The 24,024-nt window shown below is 68.5% G+C and carries 22 protein-coding genes, 1 tRNA gene and 1 pseudogene; 11 read left to right on the forward strand and 13 right to left on the reverse strand.

Annotated features, from left to right (window positions below):
- Positions 1-51: 51 nt before the first annotated feature.
- From FDF13_RS09875 to FDF13_RS09895, 5 genes are read right to left on the reverse strand one after another with little or no spacing between them, the layout of a single operon-like run.
- Positions 52-753: a hypothetical protein gene (locus FDF13_RS09875; RefSeq protein ID WP_137319499.1), complete on the reverse strand. Its 702-nt coding sequence runs from the start codon at positions 751-753 to the stop codon at positions 52-54.
- A 47-nt stretch (positions 754-800) separates the two neighbouring features.
- The gene (locus FDF13_RS09880) at positions 801-1,580 is read right to left on the reverse strand and encodes a DeoR/GlpR family DNA-binding transcription regulator (RefSeq protein WP_137319500.1); all 780 of its coding nucleotides are present in this window, start codon (positions 1,578-1,580) and stop codon (positions 801-803) included.
- A gap of 16 nt (positions 1,581-1,596) precedes the next feature.
- The gene (gene pdxA, locus FDF13_RS09885) at positions 1,597-2,658 is read right to left on the reverse strand and encodes a 4-hydroxythreonine-4-phosphate dehydrogenase PdxA (RefSeq protein ID WP_137319501.1); all 1,062 of its coding nucleotides are present in this window, start codon (positions 2,656-2,658) and stop codon (positions 1,597-1,599) included.
- Positions 2,655-4,064 (reverse strand): four-carbon acid sugar kinase family protein, encoded by a 1,410-nt coding sequence (locus FDF13_RS09890; protein WP_137319502.1) that lies wholly within the window; start codon positions 4,062-4,064, stop codon positions 2,655-2,657. Before FDF13_RS09890 ends, pdxA begins: the two co-directional genes overlap by 4 nt.
- A 4-nt stretch (positions 4,065-4,068) precedes the next feature.
- Positions 4,069-5,538 (reverse strand): GntP family permease, encoded by a 1,470-nt coding sequence (locus FDF13_RS09895; protein ID WP_175406943.1) that lies wholly within the window; start codon positions 5,536-5,538, stop codon positions 4,069-4,071.
- A 505-nt stretch (positions 5,539-6,043) separates the two neighbouring features.
- Here FDF13_RS09895 and FDF13_RS09900 point away from each other — a divergent pair.
- From FDF13_RS09900 to FDF13_RS14835, 4 genes are all read left to right on the forward strand, one after another.
- The gene (locus FDF13_RS09900) at positions 6,044-7,306 is read left to right on the forward strand and encodes a hypothetical protein (RefSeq protein WP_137319503.1); all 1,263 of its coding nucleotides are present in this window, start codon (positions 6,044-6,046) and stop codon (positions 7,304-7,306) included.
- A gap of 36 nt (positions 7,307-7,342) precedes the next feature.
- A complete protein-coding gene (locus FDF13_RS09905) occupies positions 7,343-8,320 on the forward strand; it encodes a GTP pyrophosphokinase family protein (RefSeq protein WP_137319504.1) in 978 nt (325 codons plus the stop codon).
- Between the two features lie 112 nt (positions 8,321-8,432).
- Positions 8,433-8,505 (forward strand) — tRNA-Ala (locus FDF13_RS09910).
- A gap of 72 nt (positions 8,506-8,577) precedes the next feature.
- Entirely contained in the window at positions 8,578-8,718 is a 141-nt protein-coding gene (locus tag FDF13_RS14835; protein WP_175406944.1) for a hypothetical protein, read from the forward strand.
- Between the two features lie 356 nt (positions 8,719-9,074).
- Here FDF13_RS14835 and FDF13_RS15615 read toward each other — a convergent pair.
- A pseudogene (locus tag FDF13_RS15615) lies at positions 9,075-10,052 on the reverse strand (recombinase family protein); the annotation flags it as partial.
- Positions 10,049-10,642 (reverse strand): recombinase family protein, encoded by a 594-nt coding sequence (locus tag FDF13_RS09925; protein ID WP_073187031.1) that lies wholly within the window; start codon positions 10,640-10,642, stop codon positions 10,049-10,051. The pseudogene FDF13_RS15615 and the gene FDF13_RS09925, both read right to left, overlap by 4 nt.
- A 336-nt stretch (positions 10,643-10,978) precedes the next feature.
- Between FDF13_RS09925 and FDF13_RS09930 the strand changes: the two genes are divergently transcribed.
- The 6 genes from FDF13_RS09930 (at position 10,979) to FDF13_RS09955 (ending at position 17,389) form a co-directional block, all read left to right on the forward strand.
- A complete protein-coding gene (locus FDF13_RS09930; RefSeq protein ID WP_137319505.1) occupies positions 10,979-11,665 on the forward strand; it encodes a methylase in 687 nt (228 codons plus the stop codon).
- A gap of 4 nt (positions 11,666-11,669) precedes the next feature.
- The gene (locus tag FDF13_RS09935) at positions 11,670-14,948 is read left to right on the forward strand and encodes a DEAD/DEAH box helicase (protein ID WP_137319506.1); all 3,279 of its coding nucleotides are present in this window, start codon (positions 11,670-11,672) and stop codon (positions 14,946-14,948) included.
- Positions 14,949-14,951: 3 nt separating this feature from the next.
- A complete protein-coding gene (locus FDF13_RS09940; protein ID WP_137319507.1) occupies positions 14,952-15,998 on the forward strand; it encodes an Eco57I restriction-modification methylase domain-containing protein in 1,047 nt (348 codons plus the stop codon).
- Positions 15,999-16,024: 26 nt separating this feature from the next.
- Complete coding sequence (locus FDF13_RS09945) at positions 16,025-16,231, forward strand: helix-turn-helix domain-containing protein (RefSeq protein ID WP_217494938.1); 207 nt, start codon at positions 16,025-16,027, stop codon at positions 16,229-16,231.
- A 274-nt stretch (positions 16,232-16,505) separates the two neighbouring features.
- On the forward strand, positions 16,506-16,829 hold the full coding sequence (locus tag FDF13_RS09950) for a hypothetical protein (protein ID WP_137319509.1): 324 nt from the start codon (positions 16,506-16,508) through the stop codon (positions 16,827-16,829).
- On the forward strand, positions 16,826-17,389 hold the full coding sequence (locus FDF13_RS09955) for an antirestriction protein ArdA (RefSeq protein ID WP_137319510.1): 564 nt from the start codon (positions 16,826-16,828) through the stop codon (positions 17,387-17,389). The genes FDF13_RS09950 and FDF13_RS09955 overlap by 4 nt, the downstream gene beginning before the upstream one ends.
- A gap of 5 nt (positions 17,390-17,394) precedes the next feature.
- On the opposite strand, the gene FDF13_RS09960 is transcribed toward FDF13_RS09955, so the two are convergent.
- The gene (locus FDF13_RS09960; RefSeq protein ID WP_137319511.1) at positions 17,395-17,661 is read right to left on the reverse strand and encodes a helix-turn-helix domain-containing protein; all 267 of its coding nucleotides are present in this window, start codon (positions 17,659-17,661) and stop codon (positions 17,395-17,397) included.
- A 272-nt stretch (positions 17,662-17,933) separates the two neighbouring features.
- Here FDF13_RS09960 and FDF13_RS09965 point away from each other — a divergent pair, with 272 nt between their 5' ends.
- Positions 17,934-18,452 (forward strand): hypothetical protein, encoded by a 519-nt coding sequence (locus FDF13_RS09965; protein WP_137319512.1) that lies wholly within the window; start codon positions 17,934-17,936, stop codon positions 18,450-18,452.
- A 73-nt stretch (positions 18,453-18,525) separates the two neighbouring features.
- Here the strand turns inward: FDF13_RS09965 and FDF13_RS09970 are convergent, their stop codons facing one another.
- The 5 genes from FDF13_RS09970 to FDF13_RS15620 form a co-directional block, all read right to left on the reverse strand.
- Positions 18,526-20,523 carry a relaxase/mobilization nuclease domain-containing protein gene (locus tag FDF13_RS09970; protein ID WP_175406946.1) on the reverse strand — a complete coding sequence of 666 codons (1,998 nt, stop codon included), beginning with the start codon at positions 20,521-20,523 and terminating at the stop codon, positions 18,526-18,528.
- 4 nt (positions 20,524-20,527) lie between these two features.
- Positions 20,528-20,974 carry a MobC family plasmid mobilization relaxosome protein gene (locus FDF13_RS09975; protein WP_254668973.1) on the reverse strand — a complete coding sequence of 149 codons (447 nt, stop codon included), beginning with the start codon at positions 20,972-20,974 and terminating at the stop codon, positions 20,528-20,530.
- A gap of 300 nt (positions 20,975-21,274) precedes the next feature.
- Positions 21,275-21,766 carry a hypothetical protein gene (locus FDF13_RS09980; protein WP_137319515.1) on the reverse strand — a complete coding sequence of 164 codons (492 nt, stop codon included), beginning with the start codon at positions 21,764-21,766 and terminating at the stop codon, positions 21,275-21,277.
- 59 nt (positions 21,767-21,825) lie between these two features.
- On the reverse strand, positions 21,826-23,403 hold the full coding sequence (locus FDF13_RS09985) for a phage/plasmid primase, P4 family (RefSeq protein ID WP_137319516.1): 1,578 nt from the start codon (positions 23,401-23,403) through the stop codon (positions 21,826-21,828).
- Positions 23,400-23,627: a helix-turn-helix transcriptional regulator gene (locus FDF13_RS15620; protein WP_368074035.1), complete on the reverse strand. Its 228-nt coding sequence runs from the start codon at positions 23,625-23,627 to the stop codon at positions 23,400-23,402. Before FDF13_RS15620 ends, FDF13_RS09985 begins: the two co-directional genes overlap by 4 nt.
- Positions 23,628-24,024 lie beyond the last annotated feature (397 nt).

Consider the following 24,024-nt stretch of genomic DNA (forward strand, 5'->3'; position numbering starts at 1 on the left):
CGGCCCAGCTCCCGTGCTCCGGCCGAGGTCCCGCACCTCGGCCGGGGCACCTCAGCGGCGGGTGATCCGCAGGTAGGTCGTGGCCCTGACCTGCCGCGTGTAGCGCGAGGCCGGCCGCTCGACCTCCAGCCCCGCATCGGTGAGCTCGCTGGTCACCGTGTCCAGCAATGCGGTGTCCTCGACCCCCTCGATCGACACGAGCGGGTAGGCCCGCACCTCCTTCGCCACACGGGCGAGCTCGAGGAGCGAGGCGACGTGGAAGTCCGCGTCGAACATCCCCGCGTAGGTGAAGAGCAGGTGGCTGCTCACCGCGAGGTCGAAGGCGTCGTCGGAGAACGGCAGGTGCGGCAGCGTCGCATCGATGTAGTGCGCCGGACGGGCGTTGAAGTCGTCGAGGAACTGCTGCGCGGAGTGCACGCGTGCCCGGTAGAGCTCCTCGCCGGTGCCGGACTGCTGCCAGTCGAGGCGCTCGCCGTGGGTGCGGGCGAAGTCGGCCCAGCGCTCCACCTCGTGCGCCACCCGGTCCGCGAGCAGGTGGCGGTCTCCGCCGTAGAGCGGGTCGATCGCGAAGGATTCGATGCCGCGGGCCGCGAGCTCCGCCGGAGCGCTCGCGGATCCGCCCGGACAGTCGAGGACGCACTTCCCTGCGAGGTCGTCGATGTCGAGGTCGAACATCGCGATGTACTCCTCGAGCGACCGGGCGGTCACGAGGACGTCGGACATCTGCAAGGGTTCTGTGTCGTATTCGCTCACGTGTGGAGCCTAGCGGAGGAGCGGCACCTGAGCGGAGGTGAGGTGCGTCACGCCGTCTGTGTGGCCGGGTGGAGCACCTCGACCCCGGCCTCCCGGTACTCCTCGAGGAGCGCGGGATCGCACTCATCGGTGACGAGGGTCCATCCGTGGGGCAGACGAGCCCAGGCCGGCACGCTGCGCGGGGCGAGCTTCGCGGCGTCGGCGAGGACGACGGTGCGCCGCGAGCGGGCCGCGACGCGTTCCTTCGTGTACGCCTCGTCCACGGTGGGCTCGCCGACCCCGCAGGCCGGGTCGACGGCGTCGGCACCGAGGAACGCGAGGTCGAAGGAGAAGCGGTCGATGCCCTCGAGCGCGAGCGCCCCGGTGGTGCCGTGGCTGCCGGCGGACAGGCGCCCACCGATGAGCTGCACGTCGACCCGGGGTTCCGCGGCGAGCGCGAGCGCGATCTCGAGCCCGCGCGTGACCACGGTGAGCTCCTGATCGCGTGCCAAGGACTCGACGAGCTGAGCGGTGGTGGAGCCGGCATCGACGAAGATCGTCGCCCCGGCCGGCACGAGCGCGGCCGCGATCCGGCCGATCGCCGCCTTCGCCGAGGTGCGCGCCGCTATCCGCTCGGCGAGCCCGCGCTCCCGGAACGGCGCCACCGAGGTCGCCCCGCCGTAGGTGCGGGCCAGCCGGCCGGAGCGCTCGAGCGCGGCGAGGTCGCGACGGATCGTCGACTCCGACACCCCGGCGTGCACGGCGAGGTCCTCGACGCGGTCGGTGCCGGAGCGCACGAGGCGCAGCAGCCGGTCGCGGCGCTCGCGGGTGGCCGAACGGGAGGTCATCGGGGCCGTCCTGCGGTCACCGGGGGAGGTATTCGGCGCGGATGCCGTCGACGTAGGGCGCGTAGCCGACGGCGGCCCGGTAGGCCGAGCGCATGGTGCCGGGATCCGCCGTGCCGGTGCCGGCGATGTCGAAGGCGGTTCCGTGGTCCACCGAGGTGCGGAGGATCGGCAGGCCGACGGTGACGCTGATGGTGCCGTCGAAGTCGAAGGTCTTCGTCGCGATGTGCCCCTGGTCGTGGTACTGGGACAGGATCCCGTCGTAGCGGCCCTGCAGGCCGTGGTGGAACACCGAGTCCGCGGGGATCGGGCCGGCGACCTCGAGGCCCTGGGAGTGCACCCGGTCGACGGCGGGGGTGAGGATCTCGATCTCCTCGTCGCCGAACGCGCCGTTCTCCCCGGCGTGCGGGTTGATCGCGGCGGTGGCCAGCCGGGGGTTCGCCACCCCGTAGACCTCGAGCGCGCGGTGGGCGCGGAGGATCGAGTCGACCTGGGTGTCGACGGTGATCGCGTCGAGGGCCTTCCGCAGCGCCATGTGGCGGGTGGCGAAGAACACCTGGAGGCGGTGACCGGGCACGTGCGTGTTCTCCACGACGAACATCGTGTCCTGCTTGGTCACGCCGGTGAGCTCACCGAGCATCTCGGTGTGCCCGAGGTGCTCCGAGCCGGTCTTCCACACCGCCTCCTTGTTGATCGGCCCGGTGACGATGCCGGCGACCTGCTGAGCCATCGCGGCCTGCGTGGCGACCTCGATCGCGGTGACCGCCGCGCGCCCGGCGCGCTCGTCGACCCGGCCCCATGCGGGCAGGTCGGAGCCGAGCACGCCGATGTCGAACACGTCGATGACGCCCTCACCGGCCGACGGCGTGTCCCAGGAGGAGACGGCGCGCACCTCGGCGTCGAGCCCGAGCACCTGCACGGCCTTCTCCATCACCGCGAGGTCGGCCACGGCGATGCCGTGCTGGCTCGTGTCGCCGGAGAACTCGTGGAGGACGGCGGCGGTGATCTCCGGGCCGATGCCGACGGGATCGCCGACGGTGACTGCGAGGGTGGGGGCGGCGGAGGAGGCGGAAGCGGTCATGGGGTGTCCTTTCGAGCCGGGCTGTCAGGGGCTGGGCGTCGAGCGGTGGTCTGCGCGGCGCGGGACTGGAGGAGGCGGGTGCGCATCCGCACCATGCCGGAGAGGTGGTCGAGGCAGGCGAGCGCGGTCCCGGCATCGCCGACGAGCCCGCCCTTGGTGACGATCGGCAATCCGGCCCACGGTCCGCCGACGAGCGCGCCGGCGGCGGCGAGCGGCACGACCTCCTCGTCGATCTCCATGCCGACGGCGCCGAGCGCCGCGAGCACGCTCGTGGTGATGTCGCCGCCGGTGGTGTAGAGGCCGCCGATCGCGGGGCCGGGTCCGGCGTCGGTGGCCGGCCCGTCGTGGGTGGAGACGGCGTGCGCGGAGACCACACGGGCGGCGATCCGGCCGAGCGCCTCGGGCAGGGCGTCGGACTCCGCGTCGCTGAGCTCGCGCACGTCCTCGGGGTGGACGACGGAGGCGAGGAGCACGATCTCCCCGGCCCGCGCCCGGCGCACTGCGGCGCTGACCTCGGCCGCGGTCGCCTCGACATCGGGCACGGCGGAGTCCTCGGCCCGGGGCACGGGCCGCACGATGGTGGTCGGGCGCTCGCCGAGCACCCGCTGGAGCTGGGCCTGGGTGAGCTCGGTGGCGGAGCCGGCGATCGCGAGCAGCGGGGGAGCTCCAGCGGCACCCTGGGCGCCCATCGCCCGGGCGATCGCGAGCGAGCCCGGCCCGGGATCGATGCCCACCCACATGACCTCGGGGTCGGCCTCGACGGCGGCCTTAGCGACATCGCGCAGGTGGGCCTCGGTGAGGGCGTCGGCGATGATGACGTCGGGATCCTCGCTGAGCAGGGTGCGGATCCGGTCGACGAGCGCGGAGCGCGGGCCGGTGACGGCGGCGAGGTCGATGCCGAGCGTGGACAGGTGCGTGTCCTTCCGCAGCGCCTCGGCGACCGAGGAGCTCGTCATCGGGGAGCGGACGTCGTGGGCGAGCTCGGTGTGCTCGAGCCGGGTCCCGCCGAGCAGCTGGAGGCCGTGCACGGTCTGCCGGTCGGCCGTGGGGAAGGCCGGCATGCACAGTCCCACCGCGCGGCGGCCGCGGGCGCGCACCCCGGTGATGACCGCCTCGGCCTCGGCCCCGAAGTTCCCGCGCAGGGTGGAGTCGGCGCGCGAGCACACGAGGTCGGCAGGCCAGCCGGCGTCGAGCACCGCGGTGACGGCCGCGGCGGCGCGTTCGGCCGGGAGGTGGCGGGAGTCGGTGGTGACGACGAGCGCGTCGTAGGCGTCGAGGTGGGTGCCGATCTCCGATGCCGAAGCGTCCGCCCGCAGGGTGGCCGCGCGCAGACCCGACCGGGTGAAGCCCGCCGCGCAGCCGTTCCCGCCGGTGAGGTCGTCGGCGACGATGAGGATGCGGGTCATCGCATCAGCCGATGATGAGGTTGGCGATGAACAGCAGCGGGATGCTGCCGGCCCACACGGCGGTGGTGATGCCCGACCAGCCCTTGAGGGCGGCGGTCCCGTCGAGGCCGGTGAAGCGGGTGACGACCCAGAAGTACGAGTCGTTGAAGTAGCTGAACACCATCGAGCCGCACACGCAGGCCATCGCCGCCATGAGCGGGGAGATGCCGAGGGTGCCGACGAGCGGGGCGGTGACCGAGGCGGCGGTGATCATCGCGACGGTGCCGGAGCCCTGCGCCACGCGGACGAGCGAGGCGATGATGAACGGCACGATGAACGCCGGCAGGGGCAGGGTGGACACGGCCTCGGCGAGCGCATCGCCCACGCCGGAGTCGCGCAGCACCTGGCCGAAGCCGCCGCCGGCGCCGGTGATGAGAAGGATGAGTCCGGCGGACTCGGCGGCCTGGGCGAGCCAGGAGTGGACCTTCGTGCGCGGCGTCCAGCGGGGGAGGAGCACGTAGACGGCGAGGATGATGCCGATGACTAGGGCGATGACGGGGTTGCCGAGGAACAGGAACGGCACGACCCAGCCGGAGGCCTCGTACTCCTCGGCGTTGATCTGGCCGGTGGCGTTCTTGTCGATCGCGGCGGTCACGGTGTTGAGGACGATGAGGAGCAGCGGGAGGAGCAGCGGCAGGGAGCCGATGAACGCGTTGATGCGGTGGGGCTTCTTCCCGGCCGGGGTCTCGCCGAGGAAGTCCTCGGCGCGGTAGGTCTGGATCGTGTCGAGCTTCGAGTGGACGTCCTCGCCGCCGGATTCGGCGAGCGCGAGGTCGTGGTCGGCGCCGTAGACTTCGGCGGCGACCTCGTCGTTGAGGTGGGCCTCGAGCTTGGGGCCCATCCACTTGGCGTAGAACACGACGACGGGCAGGAGGATGACGGTGAAGATCAGGCCGGTGAGGATGACGGCGCCGAGGTCCGCGCCGAGCAGGCCGGACACGGCGAGCGGGCCGGGGGTTGGGGGCACCATGTGGTGGGTGAGCGTCATGCCGCAGCCGAGCGCGAGGCACAGGGTGACGTAGCCGCCGCGCTTGACGCGCGCGATCGAGCGGGCGAGCGGGTTCATGATGACGAAGCCGGAGTCGCAGAACACCGGGATCGACACGAGCGAGCCGACCGTGCCCATGGCCCAGGGCTCCTTGCCCTTGCCGAAGCCGCGGAGGAAGGCGCGGGCGAGCGCGTCGGCGGCGCCGGAGACCTCGAGGATCTTGCCGACGGCCACGCCGAGGCCGATCACGATGCCGATGCTCGCGAGCGTGCTGCCGAAGCCGGTGGTGACGGAGTCGATGACGCCGAGGATCTCCTGACCGGCGACGAGGCCGGTGACGAGGGCGGCGATGAGCAGGGCGACGAACGCGTCGAGGCGGGTGCGCAGCACGAGGACGACGATGGTCGCGATGCCGAGCACGAGGGCGAGAATCAGCCGCACATCCATGGGCGGTCTCCTTGGGTCGAGAGATGATCGAACTGCGCAGGTTTGCTGAGTGAATCATGCACCTTCTCTGTGTGACCGCACAAGAGGACGGGGAGCGCAGGGGCTGCCAGTAGCGGCACAGATCAACGTATCTGCAGATGAGGGTAGGTGCATGTGCCCTGTGGTCCGCTAGCTTCGAGTCGGGTGCCGAGGGCTCGTCCGCAGCGCGTGCACCGTCAACTCCGCTCTGCCGATTCGAGGTCATCATGTCCCGCAGCCGTCCTTCCGCCCCGTTCTCCGTCCCCGCGCTCAGCGCGCTCAGCGCGCTCGCACTCTCCTCTGCCGCAGTCCCGCCGCCGGCCGCTGCGGCCGCTCCCGCGGATCCTGACCGGGGTGCTGCCGAGTACACGCTCACCCTCCTCGACCCGACCGACGGGGTGATGAGCACAGCGCGCAGGGGATCAGCGAGTCCGGCGAGGTCATCGGTCTCCAGCGCCCGACGAAGAAGGCGCAGCCGCAGGAGACCGTGCTGTGGCGGGCCGGTGAGGCGACGGGGGAGGCCCTGGGCCAGTACCAGGGCACCTCGCAGTTCTCCCGCCCCTTCGACATCAGTGATGCGCGCACCGCGGTAGGGGAGGCGTTCGACGACGCAGGATCCTCGGTGCCTGTGCTGTGGGCCGATGGGGCCGCACCGGTGCGTGCGCACGACAGCTCGGGATTTGCGGTCGACATCGCGAACTCGGGCACGATCGTCGTGCAGACGGCCGAGGGTGCCTTCCGCGGGCGGCCCGATGCGCTCGAGCCGCTGCCCGCCCCGGCCGCCGAGGAGCCCGGGTCCGAGGTGACGCGGGTGCGGGTGACCGCGCTCGCCGAGGACGGTTCCGCGGTCGGCACCGCGACGATCGAGGAGGCCCACGGCGATCACTCCCACGGGGTGCGCCGCGCGGTCGTGTGGGACGGCGATACCCCGACGCTGCTCGAGGAGCCGGCCGAACACGTCTCCGCGGACCCGGCCGGGATCGCGGGCGCGGACGTCGTGGTCGGCTCTGCCCGGATCGACCGGGTGGAAACCGCCTACGTCTGGCGCGAAGGGCGGGCCGAGGCGCTCGCCACGACCCCAGTGGCTGAGTACCCGCACACCAAGGCCGCGGCGGTGAACACGCAGGGGCAGGCCGTCGGGTACGCCTCCCGCTACGCCGGCAATACGAGCTTCGGCGGGTCGGCGCTCCTGTGGGACGGCGGTGGAGTCACCGCCCTCGACTCCGTGGTCGACCTCCCGGAGGGCGTGATGCTGCGGGAAGCCCGTGACATCAACGAGGCAGGCCAGATCGTCGGGACCGCGGAGACCCCCGACGGTGCCCGTGGATATGTGCTCACCCCTACGGCCGGGGAGCCGACGGGGGAGCCGACTCCGACCGAGGAGCCTTCAGCGGAGCCGACGCCTGCTCCGAGCGAGGAGCCGAGCGAGGGGTCGAGTGATGGCCCGACCGGGGAGCCGACTGCTCCCGAGCCCACCGATCGCCCGAGCGGTGATCCGACCGAGGCCCCGGACTCGACCCCGTCGGTGTCGCCGTCGCCCGACGCCCAGCCCACGCATACGGACTCTCCCACCGCGCCGGGCGGACGCGAGGATGATTCCACCGACGACAGTGCCTCCGGGCCCGGTCGTGGCGACTCGCCCGGTTCGCTGCCGCGCACCGGCACCCAGGTGCTCGGGCTCCTCGGGATCGGCGCAGTTCTCGTGTCGGTCGGTGCCGTCGCCGTGCTGCGCGTGCGCCGTCGCGGCTGAGGCGTACCCGGCGCGGTGCCGCGTATCCTGGGAACGATGAACACCGACCCCGCTCCCCACCTCGCGCGTGCCCGCGTGCGCGCCGCCGTCGACCGGCTCTACCAAGCCGACTCCCAGCGCTGGGAGGTGGCGTGCCAGCGAGTGATCCGCTTCCTCGAGGGGATCACCGAGAGCATGGAGCTCGCTGACCGCTCCCGGATCGTCGTCGACGGCTACCGGATCAAGGAGCCCATGCGGACGCTGGAGAAGGTGCTCAAGAAGTCCGAGGGCCAGGCGCTGCCGAGCGAGCCCGGGGAGATCGTGGAGATGATCTCCGACCTCGCCGGGGTCAAGGTGCTATGCAAGTCCTCCCGCGACCTCGAGGCCTTCGTCGACGTGCTCCGCGCGGAGATGGGCCGGGCCGGTCGGTTCGAGGTCGTCGAGCCGGTGAAGAACTACCACCTCGACCCGAAGCCGAGCGGGTACCGCGCCTTCCATGCGGTGCTCGGCGCGGAGGACTCCAAGGCGCAGCACCCCGTGCGGGTGGAGATCCAGGTGCGCACCCGGCTCCAGGACGCCTGGGGCGAGCTCACGCACGACGACCTCTACAAGCCCGGCGGACCGCTGTCGCCGAGTGATTTCCACACGCAGGTCGCGGCCTCGATGGCCAACCTCCTGTCCGAGGTCGACCGGCTCGCGGACCTGCTCGCCCAGGACATCGAGCAGACCTCGCGCGGGGATGCGCAGGACGGCGAGGGCGAGACGCAGGCCGGCGACCTGCTGCGCGTCACCGTGACGCGCACCGGTCCGGGCTATGCGATCGCCGAGGACGAGCTCGGCCGGCGCGGCCTCATCCGCGCCCGTGACGTCCGGCTGCTCGCCGAGGTCACGGGAGCTGCGGAGAAGTCGGGGGAGAACCGCAAGCAGATCAAGGTCTCCGATCTCGTCAAGGTGGGCGACGAGCTGCCGGCCGCGGAGGTCGAGTTCAAGGGCAACCGCTACTTCGCGCCGGTCGAGTTCGCCGAGCGCGGGTAGGGAGCGGCGGGGACGTCCCCGCTGTGACGCGTCCCCGCTGTGACGCAGAGTTCCGAGGCCGATCCGCCGATTGTGAAACCGGGCCTTGGGTTTGCTACAGTAACGGGGTCTCGGGGCTATAGCTCAGTTGGTAGAGCGTTTCGTTCGCAATGAAAAGGTCAGGGGTTCGATTCCCCTTAGCTCCACCTCGGGGGGAAGTGTTGAACTCCACGTTCAGCACTTCCCCCGTCTGCTTCATCTCGTCCAGATCGGCGAGGGTGAACTCTGCGCCGTGGTCGAAGAACCACGACGCGATGGTCAGCGTCGTCGCGCCGACGAAGATCTTGTCGACGAAGTACTCGAACAGCAGTTCCCTGGTCTCGCGGGTGTCCATCGTCGCGTGGGCGAAGCGCTGGTAGAACGCCCCGATCGACGCCTCGTCCTCGAACAGCGTGGCCTTGACGTGCTCGGCTTGGATCGCTGCGTCCAGCTCCTTCTTCTGCTGCTCCAGCGATGACATGGCCTCGGCCGTGGACTCGTTCATGATGCCCATCGCGATGGCCTTGACGAAGTTGCCCAGCTTAGCCTCCACGTCCTTCCTGCGGGCCTCCAAGCCCTCCAGGACGTCTCTGCCGCGCTCGTGGGTCTCCCGGTAGTGGGAGGCCATGTCGACTGCCAGGGAGGCCAGCATCTCGGTGTCGTCGAGGAAGGACTCGACGACAGCGGCCACCCGCTCCTCGATCTCGTCCTTGCGCACCGACTTGGCGGTGCACTTCTTCTTGCGCTGGTTCAGGCAGTAGTAGTACCGATACTTCCGGCCAGTCTTCGACGTGCCCGAGACACCTTCCATCGACGCGCCGCACCGTTCGCAGAACAGCCGACCGGTCAGCCAGTAGTCGGGCGCCTCGTCGCCCAGGGCAGCCAGCTCGGCCTTCGTCCTCGCGCCACGGCGCTTGTTCACCGCGAACATCCTCTGGACCTGCTCGAACGTCTCGTCGCCGACGATCTGCGGCATCCCGCCTGGGACCACGTGCCCGGCGTAGGAGTACTCGCCGATGTAGGCCCGGTTCTTCAGCATCTTGTTCAGCGTCTTGGGGGAGAACGTGAACCCGTTGGTCGTGCGGACGCCGGCAGCGTTCACCTCGTCGCAGATGCGCTGCATCGACTTGCCGGCGGCATAGTCGGCGAACATCTGCTCGACCACCGGGGCGTTCTGCGGGTCCAGCTCGTAGCGCTTGTCAGCGCCGATGGCGAAGCCGAAGATCTTCCTGCCGTTGGCCAAGGCCTTCTCGGCGTTGAAGTGGACCCCGCGGCGGATGTTCGCCGAGAGCTGCCTGGAGTAGTACTCGGCAAAGGCATCGCTGAGCCCCTCGACCAAGATCGAGTCGGGGTCATCGGTGGGGGAGAAGCCTTCGATGTAGTGCAGCTTGGCGCCGGCCATGCGGATCGCGTTCTTGACCTTCAGCAGGTCCATCCGGTCGCGGCCCAGGCGGTCGTTCTTCCAGACCGCCACGTAGGAAGGACGGATGCTCGGCAGCTCGCGCAGCATCAGCTGGAACTCGGGTCGTTCAGTGTTGGTGCCGGTCTTGGCCGCGTCGGTGTACTCACGCACAACCTGGAGACCCTGCGCCTCGGCCCACCGATGCACCAGCTCGCGCTGCTGCTCGATGGAGGCCTCGTTCTGCGAGGACGAGGAGTACCTGTAGTAGCCGACGACCAGGTCGTTGTCGTTGAACTCCGGCTTGCCCCTCATGACGCGACGCCTTGCTCCGCGTACCGTCCCTCGCCCTTGAGTGCCGCGTACAGCGTCTGTCGGGCCACACCCAGGTCTCGGGCCACCTTCGCCTTCGGAACGCCCCCAGCGACCCGCTGACGGGCCTCTCGGACCTGTTCAGGGGTCAGCTTCGGCCCCCGGTCGTAGACGCCCTTGCGCTTGGCGATGGCGATGCCCTCGGCCTGCCGCTCGCGGATGACCCGACGCTCCATCTGGGCGATGCCCGCCAGCACCGTGAGCATGAACTCCCCGTGCGCGGTCTCGGTACTCAGCTCGGGGTTGTCGACGAACTCCACCGCGACCCCCTTGTCGCGCAGCTGCTGCACCAGGGCCAGCAGGTCGGTCGTCGAGCGCGCCAGCCGGTCCGGCGACTTGACCCTCACTGTGTCGCCTTCGCGGACGTAGGCGAGCAAGTCCGTCAGCTGCTCCCGGTCGACCATGTTCTTGCCCGAGACCTTCTCCTCGAACAGCCGGTCGACCTCGCCGATGCCTTCGAGCTGCCGCGCTGGGTTCTGGTCGGCCGCGCTCACGCGCACGTACCCGACCACCTGGCCCTTGTGTCCGACCATGCCTGGACCGCCTCTCCACTCCTGTCCAACGATACACATCACCGATGCCGTTGGACGCAGGAAACACCGCATCCGGTCGTGGTAGTTGGGGTAGACCCTGATGGACGTTGCGTCGTTACTCTGATGGTGCGAACTATCCGGGCAGAGCCGGGGCGGGGTCAGCGAACCGGCCACCGGGTGGTTGAGGTCCGCACCACCTCACCCACCTGTGCCCCTGCGTGCCCGATCGTCGACCGTGTGAGTGTTCGCGCGGCGCGCCGCTTGAGCGTTCGCCGCCCCGCCAGGGGGTGATCAGGTAAACTATCTGATACATCGTCCCCCGACTGAAGCGAGCCCATGACCAGCGGAACCACCCCCGTGCTCCAGCAACGCCGCCAGGTGGTCGTCAAGGGTGACCAGGTCGAGGTGCTGGTGAAGTCGCGCGACCGGGTCAAGGCTCACGGCGAGGTGTTCACCCCCGCGCACATGGTGGAGCAGATGCTCGACTTGGTCCGCCCTGAGCTAGAGACTGGCCCAGGCTTCGTCGACAAGACCTTCTTCGAGCCGGCAGCTGGCGACGGCAACTTCCTCACCGCGATCTTCCGGCGCAAGCTGGCAGCCATTGAGAAGCGCTACGCGCCGAAGATGTGGCCGACCGAATCGCTGTTCGCGCTGGCCTCCATCTACAGCGTTGAGCTGCTCGCGGACAACCACTCCGACGCCCAAACCAACATGCTCGGGGAGTTCGTGGCCTTCCACGTTAAGCACAAGGTCAAGTGCTCACCCAAGACCAACCTGTTCAAGGCTGCCCAGCACCTCATCACCGCCAACATCCAACAGGGCAACACCCTCACCGGCCTCGACGCTGCGGGGCACCCCCTGGTGTTCTCCTGGTGGCATCGCATCCTCAACGCGCCCCCTACCGTCCAACGCGAAGCCTTCAAGCTCTCCTCCCTGCGCAACGCCGACGAGTCCCTCTTGGACTTCGACGTGCTCCCCACCTACCCGCCCTGCCGCATCGACCACGTCCACAAGGGAGCCTGACCCGATGAACGCCCCCCATCTCAGCACCTACCGCGAGATCAAGCCGGTCATCTACTCGTGGTCGACCCCCGACGTCCCCAAGTACAACGGCTGGGAGAAGATCGGCTACACCGACCAGCAGACCGCGGCCGACCGGATCGCCCAGCAGGCCTCCCAGATGAACGTCACCAAGGACATCAACTGGACCCGGAAGGCGTTCTTCACCAGCGAGGGCGCCGACGGCTCGTTCACCGATCACGAGTTCCACCGCTACCTCAAGCAACAGGGGGTGGAACGCGAGCTGAAGCCCAAGCGCAGCGAGTGGCACCGGTTCGCCGACATGCCGCGCCGGTCCATCGACTACTTCAACGACTTCGCCGGGCAGGACTTCACCGACCTGCAGGTCGAGAGCCAGGACCTGTACCAGCTGCGTCCCGAGCAGGAGGATGCCGTGCAGCAGGCCATGGAGGCCTTCGGCAACGGCGCCACCGACGTGCTGTGGAACGCCAAGCCCCGGTTCGGCAAGACGCTCACCACCTACGACCTCATGCGCCGACTGGGTGTCACCAAGGCCCTCATCGTCACCAACCGGCCCGCCATCGCCAACTCCTGGTACGACGACTTCGTTCGCTTCATCGGCCACCAGACCACCTTCAAGTTCGTCTCGGAGTCACCGGCCCTGGCCAATCGCAGCCCGATGACCCGGGCGCAGTACCGCTCGCTGCTGGCCCAGGAGCCCGAGGCCACCATGATCGAGTTCCTGTCCCTGCAGGACCTCAAGGGCTCCCAGTACTTCGGCGGCGAGTACGACAAACTGCGCCACGTGGCCGACCTGGAGTGGGACCTGCTCGTCATCGACGAGGCCCATGAGGGCATCGACACCGACCGCACCGACGTGGCCTTCGACCACATCCACCGTGCCCACACCCTGCACCTGTCGGGCACGCCCTTCCGTGCACTGGCCTCGGGCAAGTTCGCCCCCGAGGAGATCTACAACTGGACCTACGCCGACGAGCGCGAGGCCTTGCAGGCCTGGGCCGACGAGGCCGAGGACAACCCCTATGCGGCCCTGCCCAAGCTGAACATGTACACCTATCAGGTGTCACGCATGATCAGCGACCAGTTGGAGGTCGGCGTGGCCCTGGCCGAGGACGAGGCCAACATCGACTACGCCTTCGACCTGGGCGAGTTCTTCGCCACCAAGGAGAACGGCTACTTCGAGCACGAGGCCGAAGTCATGAAGTTCCTCGACTGCCTCACCACCAACGAGAAGTACCCGTTCTCCACCCCCGAGCTGCGCGACGAGATCCGGCACTCGTTCTGGCTGCTGAACCGCGTCGACTCCGCCAAGGCTTTGGAGCGCATCCTCAAGAATCACGCCGCATTCAAGGACTACACGATCGTGCTGGCCGCAGGTGATGGCCGCAGCGCCGACGCCGATGTCGCCCTCGTCGGCAAGTCGCTCGACCGGGTCCGGTCGGCGATCGCCGAGGCCGAGAAGACCGGCGGGAGGACCATCACGCTGTCGGTCGGCCAGCTCACCACCGGCGTCACCGTGCCGGAGTGGACGGCCGTCATCATGCTGTCCAACATCGCTTCCCCGGCGCTCTACATGCAGGCCGCCTTCAGGGCCCAGAACCCCCACGCGTTCGAGCGCAACGGCCAGCTGCTGCAGAAGCAGAATGCCTACATCTTCGACTTCGCCCCCGAGCGCACCCTCACCATCTACGACCAGTTCGCCAACAACCTCAGCCCCCGCCCCTCGATCACCACCGCCGGGCGCCAGGACAACATCCGCACGCTGCTCAACTTCTTCCCGGTCATCGGCGAGGACTCCGAGGGGCGCATGGTTGAGCTCGATGCGTCCCAGGTCCTGACCTTCCCGCAGGTGTTCAAGGCCCGTGAGGTAGTGCGCCGAGGCTTCCTGTCCAACCTGCTGTTCGACAACGTGGCAGGCATCTTCCGCTACTCCGAACACCTGAAGGACATCCTCGACAAGCTGCCCACTGCCAAGGCTGGGAAGCTCAAGAAGGAAGAGTTCGCCAACCCCGAGCCCCCCATCGTCACCGACACGGACGGCAGCGTCCAAGTCGACGCTGAGACCGTCATCAACCCCAAGATCGAGCACCTCGGCAAGCCGGTCTGGGATGTCCAGGAGCTAGCCGCCATCACCCCCGACACCCCGCGCGGCAAGGCCGTCAAGCATGTCGTCGATCTGGTCACGCAGAAGCTCCAGCCCACCCGCGACGAGCTCAAGGAAATGTACGGCCTCTCGGCCAAGCAGGCCGAACGAGACGAGAAGGCCATCGCCGAACGTACACGCGCGGTCGTCGAGCGCAAGATGACCGAGCAGAGCATCGCCGACAAGCACCTCGAGGCTCGACTCGCCGAGGCCGCCACCGAGGCAGAAGCAAACGCCATCGAGGTAGAGCGCAAGGAGCAGCAGCAAGCGTTCAGTACCGAGCTGTTCGCCGCCATCGAGGAACTCACCGGCACGGTCCCCACCGAGTTCGTCACCCGGGAGGAGACGAAGAAGGAGCAGACCCGCGCCAACACAGCCATGGAGGATGCCCGCTCCCACCTTCGAGGGTTCGCCCGCACCATCCCGATGTTCCTCATGGCCTACGGCCAACGAGGAGTCAGGCTGTCCAACTTCGACGAGTACACCCCCGACGATGTGTTCGAGGAGGTCACCGGCATCACCGAGGAGGAGTTCCGCGTCCTGCGCGACGGCCAGGTGATCACTGAGGACGACGGCACCACCACGACCATCCCGGGCCTGTTCGACGAGGCCGTCTTCGACCAGTCGATCCAGGAGTTCCTCGACAAGAAGAAGGAGCTGGCCGACTACTTCGACGACTCACTGACCGAGGACATCTTCGCCTACATCCCCCAGCAGAAGACCTCCCTCGTGTTCACCCCGCACAAGGTCGTCACCCTCATGGTCGACTTGGTTGAGGACCAGACCCCCGGGATCTTCAACGATCCAACCAAGACCTTCGCCGACCTGTTCTCCACCGCGGGGTTGTTCTTGATGGAGCTGGTCAAGCGGCTCGACGATGGCCTGACCGACGTGATCCCCGACAAGCAGGAACGCCTGCGCCACATCCTGACCCAGCAGTTGTTCGAGATGAGTCACAACGAGATCCTGCACCGCATCACCATTGAGGCCGTGTCGGGTGGCGATGCCCAGCGCAAACAGTGGATTGAAGAGTCCGGGCACTACATCTACGGCGATATTGCACGTATGCGCGCCGAACAGAGGCAGCAGGTCATCGACCGCATGCTGAGCGAAAAGGAGTAGGACATGAGCAAGAAATTTGACGTCGTCATCGGGAATCCTCCGTACCACAGCGAGCCCGCTCGGCCCGGTGGGCGTGGTGAACCGCTGTATCACCTCTTCATGGATGCGGCGTTTGAAGTCGGCCGACAGGCCGTCATCATCACCCCCGCCCGGTTCCTCTCCAATGCGGGTCAGACCCCGAAAGTGTGGAACGAGAAGATGCTGGCCGATGCACACCTAGAGGTCGCACACTTCGAGCCGGACTCGGGACAGCTTTTCCCCCAGATCACGGACACAATCAAGGGTGGCATCGTCGTTACACACCGCGACTCGGAACGCACCCTCGGTCCGATCGGCACCTTCACCCGTCACCCCGCGCTCAGCGGAGCCCTGCACAAAGTCGAGAAAGCAAATGCGCCGTCGATTATGGAGGTGGTCTCGGCCAAGGGCGCCTTCCGCTATACCGACAAGATGTTCGAGGAGCACCCGAGCGCGAGACAACTCATCCCCGAGGGCAGCAGCAACATGGTCGTCGGCTTCGATAACCTGCCGTTCCTCTGGCACCAAGACAATCCGGGTGACGGCCAGAACTACGCAGCAATGTACGGCCTCCAGTCGACGAAGCGTGTGGTTCGCTACGTTCGACGGGACTACGTCTCTGGGCCCGCTTCCTTCGATAAGTGGAAGGTGGCCATTGCAGCAGCCAACGGAACAGGGGCGACGACAGACTTCTTCGGCTTGCCGCTAACCAACCCGTTCGTACTGGGCCCAGGTGTCGGCGCCACCCTCACGTTCATGACGATCGGCGCGTTCAGTTCGGAAACGGAAGCGGACGCGTGCCTGAATTACCTCAGAACGAAGTTTGCGCGGGCAATGCTAGGCGTGTTGAAGGTCACCCAGCACAACCCCCGAGGCACCTGGAAGTACGTGCCGGCTCAGGACTTCTCAGCCAACTCCGACATCGACTGGACCAAGCCGATCCCCGAGATCGACCAACAGCTCTACGCCAAGTACGGTCTCGCCGCCGAAGAGATCGCCTTCATCGAGGACAACGTCAAGCCGATGGAGTGAGCGTGATGACCGACCCACTCGACCCGATGCAAAGCATCGCTGGCCGTGTGCGGGCCGCCCGCGACAACCTGGGTTGGACCCAGACTGAGCTGGCCACCCAAGCAGGCCTGTCACGTCCCACAATCGCCCGGATCGAGCGGGGGGGCGACGTCTCCACCGCGACCCTGGCCAAGGTCGTAGATTGCCTTGGACTGACGCTCACGGTGGTGTCTGCAGTAGCAGATCAAGGTTAGGGCGCGCTGTCACAGGATCGGTCGATCTCGGACACCTGTCCAGCTCGGAGCCGTTCGGCCTGCCGGAGCCTCCACCAGTGTCTTATAATCCCTATCCAGATCAGTAGGTGTACCAAGCCGTGCCTCGTGGCCATTTCGGACACCTACCCTGCATGCGCCGCTGACGCGGCGCCGGGCCTCCTGGCGAGGACCCGGCTGCGCCCACAAGCGCCGATTCACCCGAGCACGGCTGCGAGGGTGCGCTGGGTCCTCCCTGACACCGAGGAGGACCACCATGGCCTGGACAACGATCCGCACCGACGCCGTTCTCGACCTGCCCGCCTTCGCTGAGCCGGTCGAGATCCACCACGACCCCGCGCAGCACGCCCTGCTGGCCCTGGACCCCGCCAGCGGCGAGTCCGAGGTTCTGACCACCCGCTTGCCCGACCTCCCACTGCTGCCCGACGAGGCCGTCGTCAAGGACTGGTCCGAGCACAGCGGGCTGGCCCGCGCCCTGGCCGAGGCAGGCGTCGTCGAGCTGCTCGACGCCATCGCCGTCGGGCCGTTCGCCGCCACGGCGCACCGCGTGCGCGTGCTGACCGCGGGAGGTGCAGCATGAGCACGGCGACCCCCACGGACACTGGTGCTCCCCGGGTATGGCTCGGGTGCCTGGGCTGCTACAACGACGGGGCCCTGGTGGGCCGGTGGCTCGACTGCACCGACGTCGAGGACGTCACCCTCGCCGACCTCCACGCGGGCTCTGGGAGGCCGTACGCGGCCTGTGAGGAGGTCTGGGTGCTCGACCACGAGTTCGTGCCCGTCGAGGGCGAGTTCGGGCCTCTGGAGGCCGCTCAGTGGGGCCGGTGCTACGAGGAAGCCGGCTCCGACCGCTGGACAGCCGTGTGCGCGTGGGTCCGGTCGGGGATGCACGTGGTCGAGGGCACCGGCGACATCCCGAGCTTGGGCGACTTCGAGGAGCGCTACTGCGGGCACTGGGAGGGCTTCCGGGAGTACGCCGAGCAGCTCGCCGACGGCACCGGGATGATGACCGGCTGGCCGGAGGAGGCCGTGCGGTACTTCGACTGGGCGAGCTGGACCCGTGATCTCGCGTTCGACTTCACCGTCGTCGACGCCCCGGCGGTCGAGGGCTACGGCGTCTACGTGTTCCGAAACCTGTGAGCTGCTCAGACGAGCTTGGTGGGCACGCCCACCTGCTTGGGGTGACGAGCGCACACCGGGGCCACCAGCTCGGTCAAGGGCACCCCGAGGGCGTGGGCGATGCCGTGGAGCGTGGAGATCTTCGCGGCCACGCGCCCGGCCTCGACCTCGATGATCGTCTTGCGGTGGACCCCGGCAGCCTCTGCGAGCCGGTCGATCGAGAACCTGGACTCCTTGCGCAGGCGCGCCACCTCCACGCCGAGGGCGCGCAGGTCTGGAGCGGGAGCAGGCATCCACCCAACTTCCCGCAGGCGCGTGCGTTGCACAGTAACCCAAACGCACCTGTTTTCAGTACGCTGATCGGGAGTTCCAAACTCTCGACCCACCCGACGGAAGGAACCCCATGACACGGGTAATACACACAAGGGCGATCATCGCGGCGATCGTGGCGACAGGCCTGCTCGCAGGCTGCGGAGGGCAGGACGGTCCAGCCGGCCAGGATGGAGCATCAGCCCAGGACGAAGCGGCAGGCCAGGGAGGCATCTTCGACTTCTCCTCCCCGACGATGGGACCGGCCGAGGAGATCGTCGTCGAGATACCCGAAGGGCTCAAGGAGGCGATGGGTCCAGACGGCGAGAACCTGTTTCTCCAGCGGGCCACACTCACCGCCTACGAGCTGGATGGGGCCCAGAACTGTGCAGTGCGCATCGACCTGGAGTGGGCTCCCGGAGCCGATGAGTTGATCGCATCGTCCAGCAGCTCCGATGACGGACCGAACTACGGCTTCGCCCTCGGCTACGCCTACCACCACCCGCTGTCCGAGTTGAGCCCGGACGGCGAAGGGCCCGGCAACTTCTTCATCGCGGACGACTACTCCCATGCGGTCCGGGTGAACGACTGCGCTGCAAGCCCCATGGACGACGACAACTCCTCCGCCCTCGACTTCAAGTTCCTGCGGGACGGGGACATGACCGACGGTGCCGAGATCGACTTCACCGTCATGAAAGACGGGTCCATCACGATCGTCGACAGCGATGTCGAGGACTTCGTCCGTGACTCAAACGGCGACTGGGTTGCCGACTAGGCCACGGTGTCCACGCGTTCCGGCACCCTGCACCTGACAAGGAGCCCGCGCCAGCGGGCTCCTTACCTTTTCCTCAGCGCTCCAGCTCGTCCTCGTGGTTGACCTCGAGGTCGGCCTCACGGACCGACTTGAGCGCCTTCTCCCTGCTGGTCAGCTCTCGCCTCGTGGCCTCGTGCCTCAGCTCGGCCAGCGTCGAGGGCTCGCCGTCCCAGGCGTGGTCGCCCGCAGCGACCTCGGCGCGCATCGCGTCGGCCAGTGCCTTGTCCTGGCGCACCTCGACGGCCCTGCGGGCCACGGCGAGCTTCGCCGCGCGGCGCCACAGCTCGAAGGCCACCGAGGCGTCCAGCGCGTCCTCGTAGCGCTCCAGCGTGGCGCTCCTGAGCCCCTTGGCCAGCGCGCCGTCCAGCGGCTCCCCGGCGGCCAGTTGCACGCGCCAGCGCTCGTCGATCTGGACCATCTGCTCCCATGCAGCCACCTCGCGCTCGCGCGTCGGCCTCCTCTCCCGCAGCGGCGACTCGTAGGGCGCAGCGGCCCGCACCTCGGAGGTCGAGGACGCCTCGGCCCCGGACCCGGCGGTAGCCGGGGCTGGGGCCGGAGTCGTGTCGGCGGCAGCCGACGCGCTCACCTCGGCCACGTCCTCGACCGTCTCGACGGCACGCTGCTGCTCGGCCTCCCGCTCGCGCTCCCAGGCGGTCTTCGGCTCGTCGAGCGCGCGCCACGCGGCGATGGCGGCGTCGACCTCCGCGTAGCGCATCCCCACCCTGAGCATCGCGCCGCGGTCGGGCGTGCGCAGCCGCCTCTGGAGGTCCCAAGCGTCGAGGACGACCTTGTCGGCCAGCTTCGCGTCCGGTCCATCCGCATCGAGTCCATCCGCCACGGCGACGCCGTCGTCTGCGCTCTCGGGCACCATGGCCGCCTCGAACCCAGCCCGCCGGGCTTCGGCCATCATCTCCTCCGCGCGGCGCTCCTGCTCCCACTGGGCGGCCAGTGCCGCGGCGCTCTCGCTGCGGCGCTCAGCCAGGGCGTCGTCGAGGCTGCTCGCCATCGCCGCGCGCATCTGCGCCGCCGACATGGCCGGTTTCGGCGCGGCCTGCGCAGCCAGCTCGGCGTTGCGCTGGATCGTCTCCTCGACGTGGTCGAGCATGGCGAACCGGCCGAGCCTGCTGGCCCGTCGCCGGTCGCTGGTGCTCGGCTCGATGTACTCACCGTCCGCCCCGCGACGCTTCATCTGGTAGGTGAGCCCGCGGCCCTTCTCGCCGCGCTTCTCGACCACGACGCCGACCTCGGCCAGCACCTGGGCGTACCCGTCGAAGTCGGTGTAGCCCGTGGCCTCGAGCGCAGTCCTGATGCGGTCCTTCAGCACCGCGAAGCTGAACGGCTCCGGCTCGCTCGGCGACGCCCCGGCGCTCCACTTCTGATGCTTGTCCAGCCCCCGCCGCTCGGACTTCTCCTTCAGCTCCCAGCCCGTGGACGTCAGCTCGTTGCGCTGCTCATACCCCTGCGCGGCGAGCACGGCGTCGTGGGTCCTGGACAGGACCGAGTGCTTCACGTTGGACGACGCGAAGCTCTTGCCCGTGGCCTTGTCGATCGAGTCGATCACGATGTGGTTGTGGACGCAGCCGGTCTTCCCGTCGACCTGGGTGACGACCAGCGCGCGGCGGTGGTCACCGGCGAGCGAGCGGGCCAGCTCTTGGCCCAGCCGGTGCCCCTCCTCCCAGTCGTCGGGATCGTCGGGGTCGAGCGCCCCCGCACCGTCCCGCGCGAAGCTCTGGATGACGTGGTACGCCTGCACATAGGCGCCCTCGGTGACGTCGCGGTAGGTCGGCTGGCCCGTCACCTTGTCGGTGCCCCACTGCACCTTGACCGTCCTCGTCCCGTCCTTGCGCCAGCGCTTCCGGTTGTCCCGGAACTGCCCCTCGGCGAACTCCGGGATGCAGCCGTTGATGCCGCTCGCAGCCACGAACCGGTCGCCCTTGGCCTGACCGTCCTTCTCAGTGAGCGCATACGCAATCAGCCGCGCCGAGTTCCTAGTCGGGCTGGACATCACGACCGCTGCGATGGGCTTCACCATGACCTCAGTCATCCACTCCCGCGATGCGCCCGGCCAGCTCCACCAGCCTGCCGTCGATCGCTTCGAGCTGGCGCTTCACGTCGTCGAGGTCGCCGGTCACCTGACCCGTCTGGTGGGCGACCTTGGCCATCTGGTTGACGTTGTGACCGACCTTCCTCATCTCGGTCCTCAGCTCCTGGACGTCGTCGATCAGGCCGTCCACCACCCCGGGATCGGCACCGCCCCTTCGGGCCGATGCCTGGGCCTGCTCGCGGGCCAGCCATCGGCATCCGTCCTCCACCGCTTCGCGGATGATGTCCGAGACGGTGACGGCCCGGCCCGTCGCCTCACTCGCCCGCTTCGCGGACTCCTCGGCGAGGTCGAACGATGACTGCGTCATCCTGAGTTCGACCCGCTTCGGGTAGATCGCCCGCCTACCTCCTCGCCGCCTCGGCTGCGCCTCGTCCGGCATCGTCACCACGTCGGTCGACCTCCCCTCGGTAATGCTGCAACCGGGCTGTCCGGTGGGCTGCGCACCTCCATCAGTATACCCGGTTGCAGCATTACGGCGAGCAGTTCAACTGTACGGGTGTTTGGCTCCGCCAAAACCCCCTCCCAGTTGCTGCCCGCCCCTCGTCGGCTCCGCCTCCTCGGGGGACAGGGCTACCGCCCTCCCCATCTCTGCTGCGCACCCGGCGGGGCCCCTCCCAGTGCGTCGAAGGACCCCGGCCCGCATCCGCGGAACCGGGGTCCTGGGGACCGTCCACGACGACTACGCGCCGTAGACCGAGAAGCCCCGCTCGTGCGCGTCATCGCGCTCCTCGGGCTCGTCGTCGTCCTCGTGGACGCCACCGTCGGCGACCGTCTCCCCGTCCTCGAGGATGGGCTCCTCGGCCTGCTCGAGACTCGCCTCGGTCGCGGCCCCGCGCGCCTTCAGCGCGACGACTGCTTCGACGAGGCGTGCGGCCCGCTTGGCCTCGTCGCGGTCCTTGCGGACCCGGCGCACTGTGCCGTCCTTGGCCGTCTTCTCGGTCACCTCCTCCTCGATGCCGAACAGCTCGTACAACTCCTCGACAGCGGCACAGCGCGCCTCACCGGCGTACTTGAGCGCGTCCTTGACGGCCTTCACGTCGGCCCTCTCCTCGGCCTCGATGGCCGCCTTCTTCGCGGCCAGCTCGGCCTCGAAGGCCTTCCGCTCGGCGACGAGATCGGCGAGCCGCTGAACCCGCCGCTCGCGCCGAGTCATGGTCATGTTGTCGGTCATAGTGATGCCTCCTTAGGCGTCGTTGTTCGGGAACCCATCCCCGGTGGTGGGCCGGTCAGTCAGAGCAGCATGATCCCCGGGGCCTCCGCGACCTCGTCCCAGACCGACGTCTGGGGTTTCGGAGATTGCTGCGGTACCGCAGCAGGGCGCTGCCCGGGAGGGAGCTCTACCATCGGCTCCTTGGACACGGTCAGCGCCTCGCGCAGGACGTTCAACCCCTGGTGCACCATCCCGCGGCGCTCCTTCACCGACGGGTAATCGAGCCGAGCCAGCGCATCGGCGAACGCCGACCGACCGAGCTGGTCGCGGCGGTAGATCCCTTCCGCTGTGCACCAGTCCTTGTACGACTCGTGCAGCACCGTCGTCGTGTCGCCGATGCCCCCCGTCTCGCACTGCTCGGCCACGAACCTGCGCACATCGTCCTGGCCCTCGGCGTACTCGCTCGTCCTCTCCTGAACCGCCTCCGGCTCATCGAGGCCGCGCTCCCAGTACTCACCGAGGCCAGCCACCATCCATGTCAGAATCGCGTCGGCCGCGAGCTCCAACTTCTCCGGAAGGCGGGGGTCCTGCTCGTCCGGCGGGATCACGACATTGAAAGGCACCGCGCGCACCCGCGACCACACCGCAGGGTCCGCGACCTTAGACGGCAGCTCGGGCAAATGGTTGGTCACCATGAGGAAGCTGTGCGACGGGAGAAACTCGATCGGGTCCTTCCGCAGCGCACGCGCCTTGATCGGATCGCCGCCGGTCAACCTCTTGAGGACCGACGCCGACAAACGGATCTTCGTGTCGGTCTCCGAGAGCACCACCATCCGACGCCCCCGCAGGTCGAAGAACGCCGGAGACGGCGCGTTCGGATTCGACTTGACGACCTCCATCAGCGCCGGGTCAGCCACCCCGCCGTAATCACCCAGAGCGTGGAGAACCGACGTGTACGCCACACCCTTGCCATTGCGCCCCGTCCCGGTCGCGATGGGGAACACGTGCTCCAAAACCTTCCCCACAAGACCCACCCCGAAGAACCGCGCGAGGTAGGACCGAACGTGGTCATCCGGCAGTACCTGCGCCAGGAAGTCTTCCCACAGCTCGCTACGAGCCCCAGGGACGTAAGCGGCCCGGGTGACCTTCGTGATCCGATCATCGGGGTCGTGGGGTCGCAGTTCCAGACCATGCAGGTCGAGCGTCCCGTTCGCGCAGTTGAGCAGGTAGGGGTCGGCGTCCATGTCCGCAGCAGCGGCGCACATGCCCTCCAGGGACCCCGCGAGTTCGAGTACCCCCCGAACCCCGGATGCCGTGCTGCACGCCATCACGTCGGACGCCAGGTCCTTGTCGCCGAGGGCGAGCCCCCACATGGCCTTGAGCGTCTCCATCGCCGCAGCCTTGGCGCGCGTACCGCCCTTGTCCTCGGCCCAGCGCTTGCCGTCCCAGTGGTGCCAGCCGATGCCGACCACGTACAACAACTTGCCGAGCCACTGGGCAGCGAACTCATGCGCAGCCCTGACGTGCTTGCGGTGCTTGCGGGCGTCGTCGAGCAATATCGTGCGCTGCTCCGCAATGGTAATCTGAGGCCCAGAGTCGGCAAACTCTTCCGGAGCCGCTCCACCTGACTGGGTGGGGCGGCTTTCTTGTTCGCTCATCGCGGTCCACCTCCAACGAGGTTTTCCGCAAGCCAGGCGTCCAGATCGGCGACACGATAGACGACCCGGGCGCCCGCACGGACGTACCGGGGCCCCTGGCTGCGGCCACGCCAGTTAGCGAGGGTCTTCGGAGCGACGCCGATGTACCGCCCAGCTTCGTCAGTGTCGAGTGCAGCCGGGGGGAGGGTGTGGCCGGGATCCACAGCATTCGGTGACAGGGACATGATCGTGAGTCCTTCAGGAGGCGACGGGGGGACCGTCGGGCTCACCGAATCCCGATCAAGACGAATACACGCGTGGTGCCTTCGGAAGCTCCACGTCAGGGCGCTCAGGCCCCGAGTCCCCTCACGCCGACAGGAGGACCAGAAGATCTACTGTGGTGCCGCCCAGGTCGGACGCCAGGCGGCCCGCCGCAACCCCTCAGGGCTCGTCGGCGGTATAGGAACGAGCCTATCACCCCTGTCAACCCTGCGCTACCCCAGGCATGGGCTAACTTGCAGGTCTTCAGCCTCGCGCGACGGCGGCCTCTGCGCTTCGCTCGGCCGAGGGCACGCTGCGGGCCCGCCCTCTCCAGTCGAGAGATCCTCCCCATCAGGAGGGACCCCACTCATTCAGTAGACG

It is taken from the genome of Brevibacterium sp. CS2 (assembly GCF_005280295.1).
Lineage (GTDB): Bacteria > Actinomycetota > Actinomycetes > Actinomycetales > Brevibacteriaceae > Brevibacterium > Brevibacterium pityocampae.

Coding starts and splice junctions, on each gene's coding strand:
- FDF13_RS09880 (WP_137319500.1), bottom strand. CDS start 1,580: ATGACCTCCCGTTCGGCCACCCGCGAGCGCCGCGACCGGCTGCTGCGC.
- pdxA (WP_137319501.1), bottom strand. CDS start 2,658: ATGACCGCTTCCGCCTCCTCCGCCGCCCCCACCCTCGCAGTCACCGTC.
- FDF13_RS09890 (WP_137319502.1), bottom strand. CDS start 4,064: ATGACCCGCATCCTCATCGTCGCCGACGACCTCACCGGCGGGAACGGC.
- FDF13_RS09895 (WP_175406943.1), bottom strand. CDS start 5,538: ATGGATGTGCGGCTGATTCTCGCCCTCGTGCTCGGCATCGCGACCATC.
- FDF13_RS09905 (WP_137319504.1), top strand. CDS start 7,343: ATGAACACCGACCCCGCTCCCCACCTCGCGCGTGCCCGCGTGCGCGCC.
- FDF13_RS09925 (WP_073187031.1), bottom strand. CDS start 10,642: ATGGTCGGACACAAGGGCCAGGTGGTCGGGTACGTGCGCGTGAGCGCG.
- FDF13_RS09930 (WP_137319505.1), top strand. CDS start 10,979: ATGACCAGCGGAACCACCCCCGTGCTCCAGCAACGCCGCCAGGTGGTC.
- FDF13_RS09935 (WP_137319506.1), top strand. CDS start 11,670: ATGAACGCCCCCCATCTCAGCACCTACCGCGAGATCAAGCCGGTCATC.
- FDF13_RS09940 (WP_137319507.1), top strand. CDS start 14,952: ATGAGCAAGAAATTTGACGTCGTCATCGGGAATCCTCCGTACCACAGC.
- FDF13_RS09945 (WP_217494938.1), top strand. CDS start 16,025: ATGCAAAGCATCGCTGGCCGTGTGCGGGCCGCCCGCGACAACCTGGGT.
- FDF13_RS09950 (WP_137319509.1), top strand. CDS start 16,506: ATGGCCTGGACAACGATCCGCACCGACGCCGTTCTCGACCTGCCCGCC.
- FDF13_RS09955 (WP_137319510.1), top strand. CDS start 16,826: ATGAGCACGGCGACCCCCACGGACACTGGTGCTCCCCGGGTATGGCTC.
- FDF13_RS09960 (WP_137319511.1), bottom strand. CDS start 17,661: ATGCCTGCTCCCGCTCCAGACCTGCGCGCCCTCGGCGTGGAGGTGGCG.
- FDF13_RS09965 (WP_137319512.1), top strand. CDS start 17,934: ATGGGACCGGCCGAGGAGATCGTCGTCGAGATACCCGAAGGGCTCAAG.
- FDF13_RS09970 (WP_175406946.1), bottom strand. CDS start 20,523: ATGGTGAAGCCCATCGCAGCGGTCGTGATGTCCAGCCCGACTAGGAAC.
- FDF13_RS09975 (WP_254668973.1), bottom strand. CDS start 20,974: ATGCCGGACGAGGCGCAGCCGAGGCGGCGAGGAGGTAGGCGGGCGATC.
- FDF13_RS09980 (WP_137319515.1), bottom strand. CDS start 21,766: ATGACCGACAACATGACCATGACTCGGCGCGAGCGGCGGGTTCAGCGG.
- FDF13_RS09985 (WP_137319516.1), bottom strand. CDS start 23,403: ATGAGCGAACAAGAAAGCCGCCCCACCCAGTCAGGTGGAGCGGCTCCG.
- FDF13_RS15620 (WP_368074035.1), bottom strand. CDS start 23,627: ATGTCCCTGTCACCGAATGCTGTGGATCCCGGCCACACCCTCCCCCCG.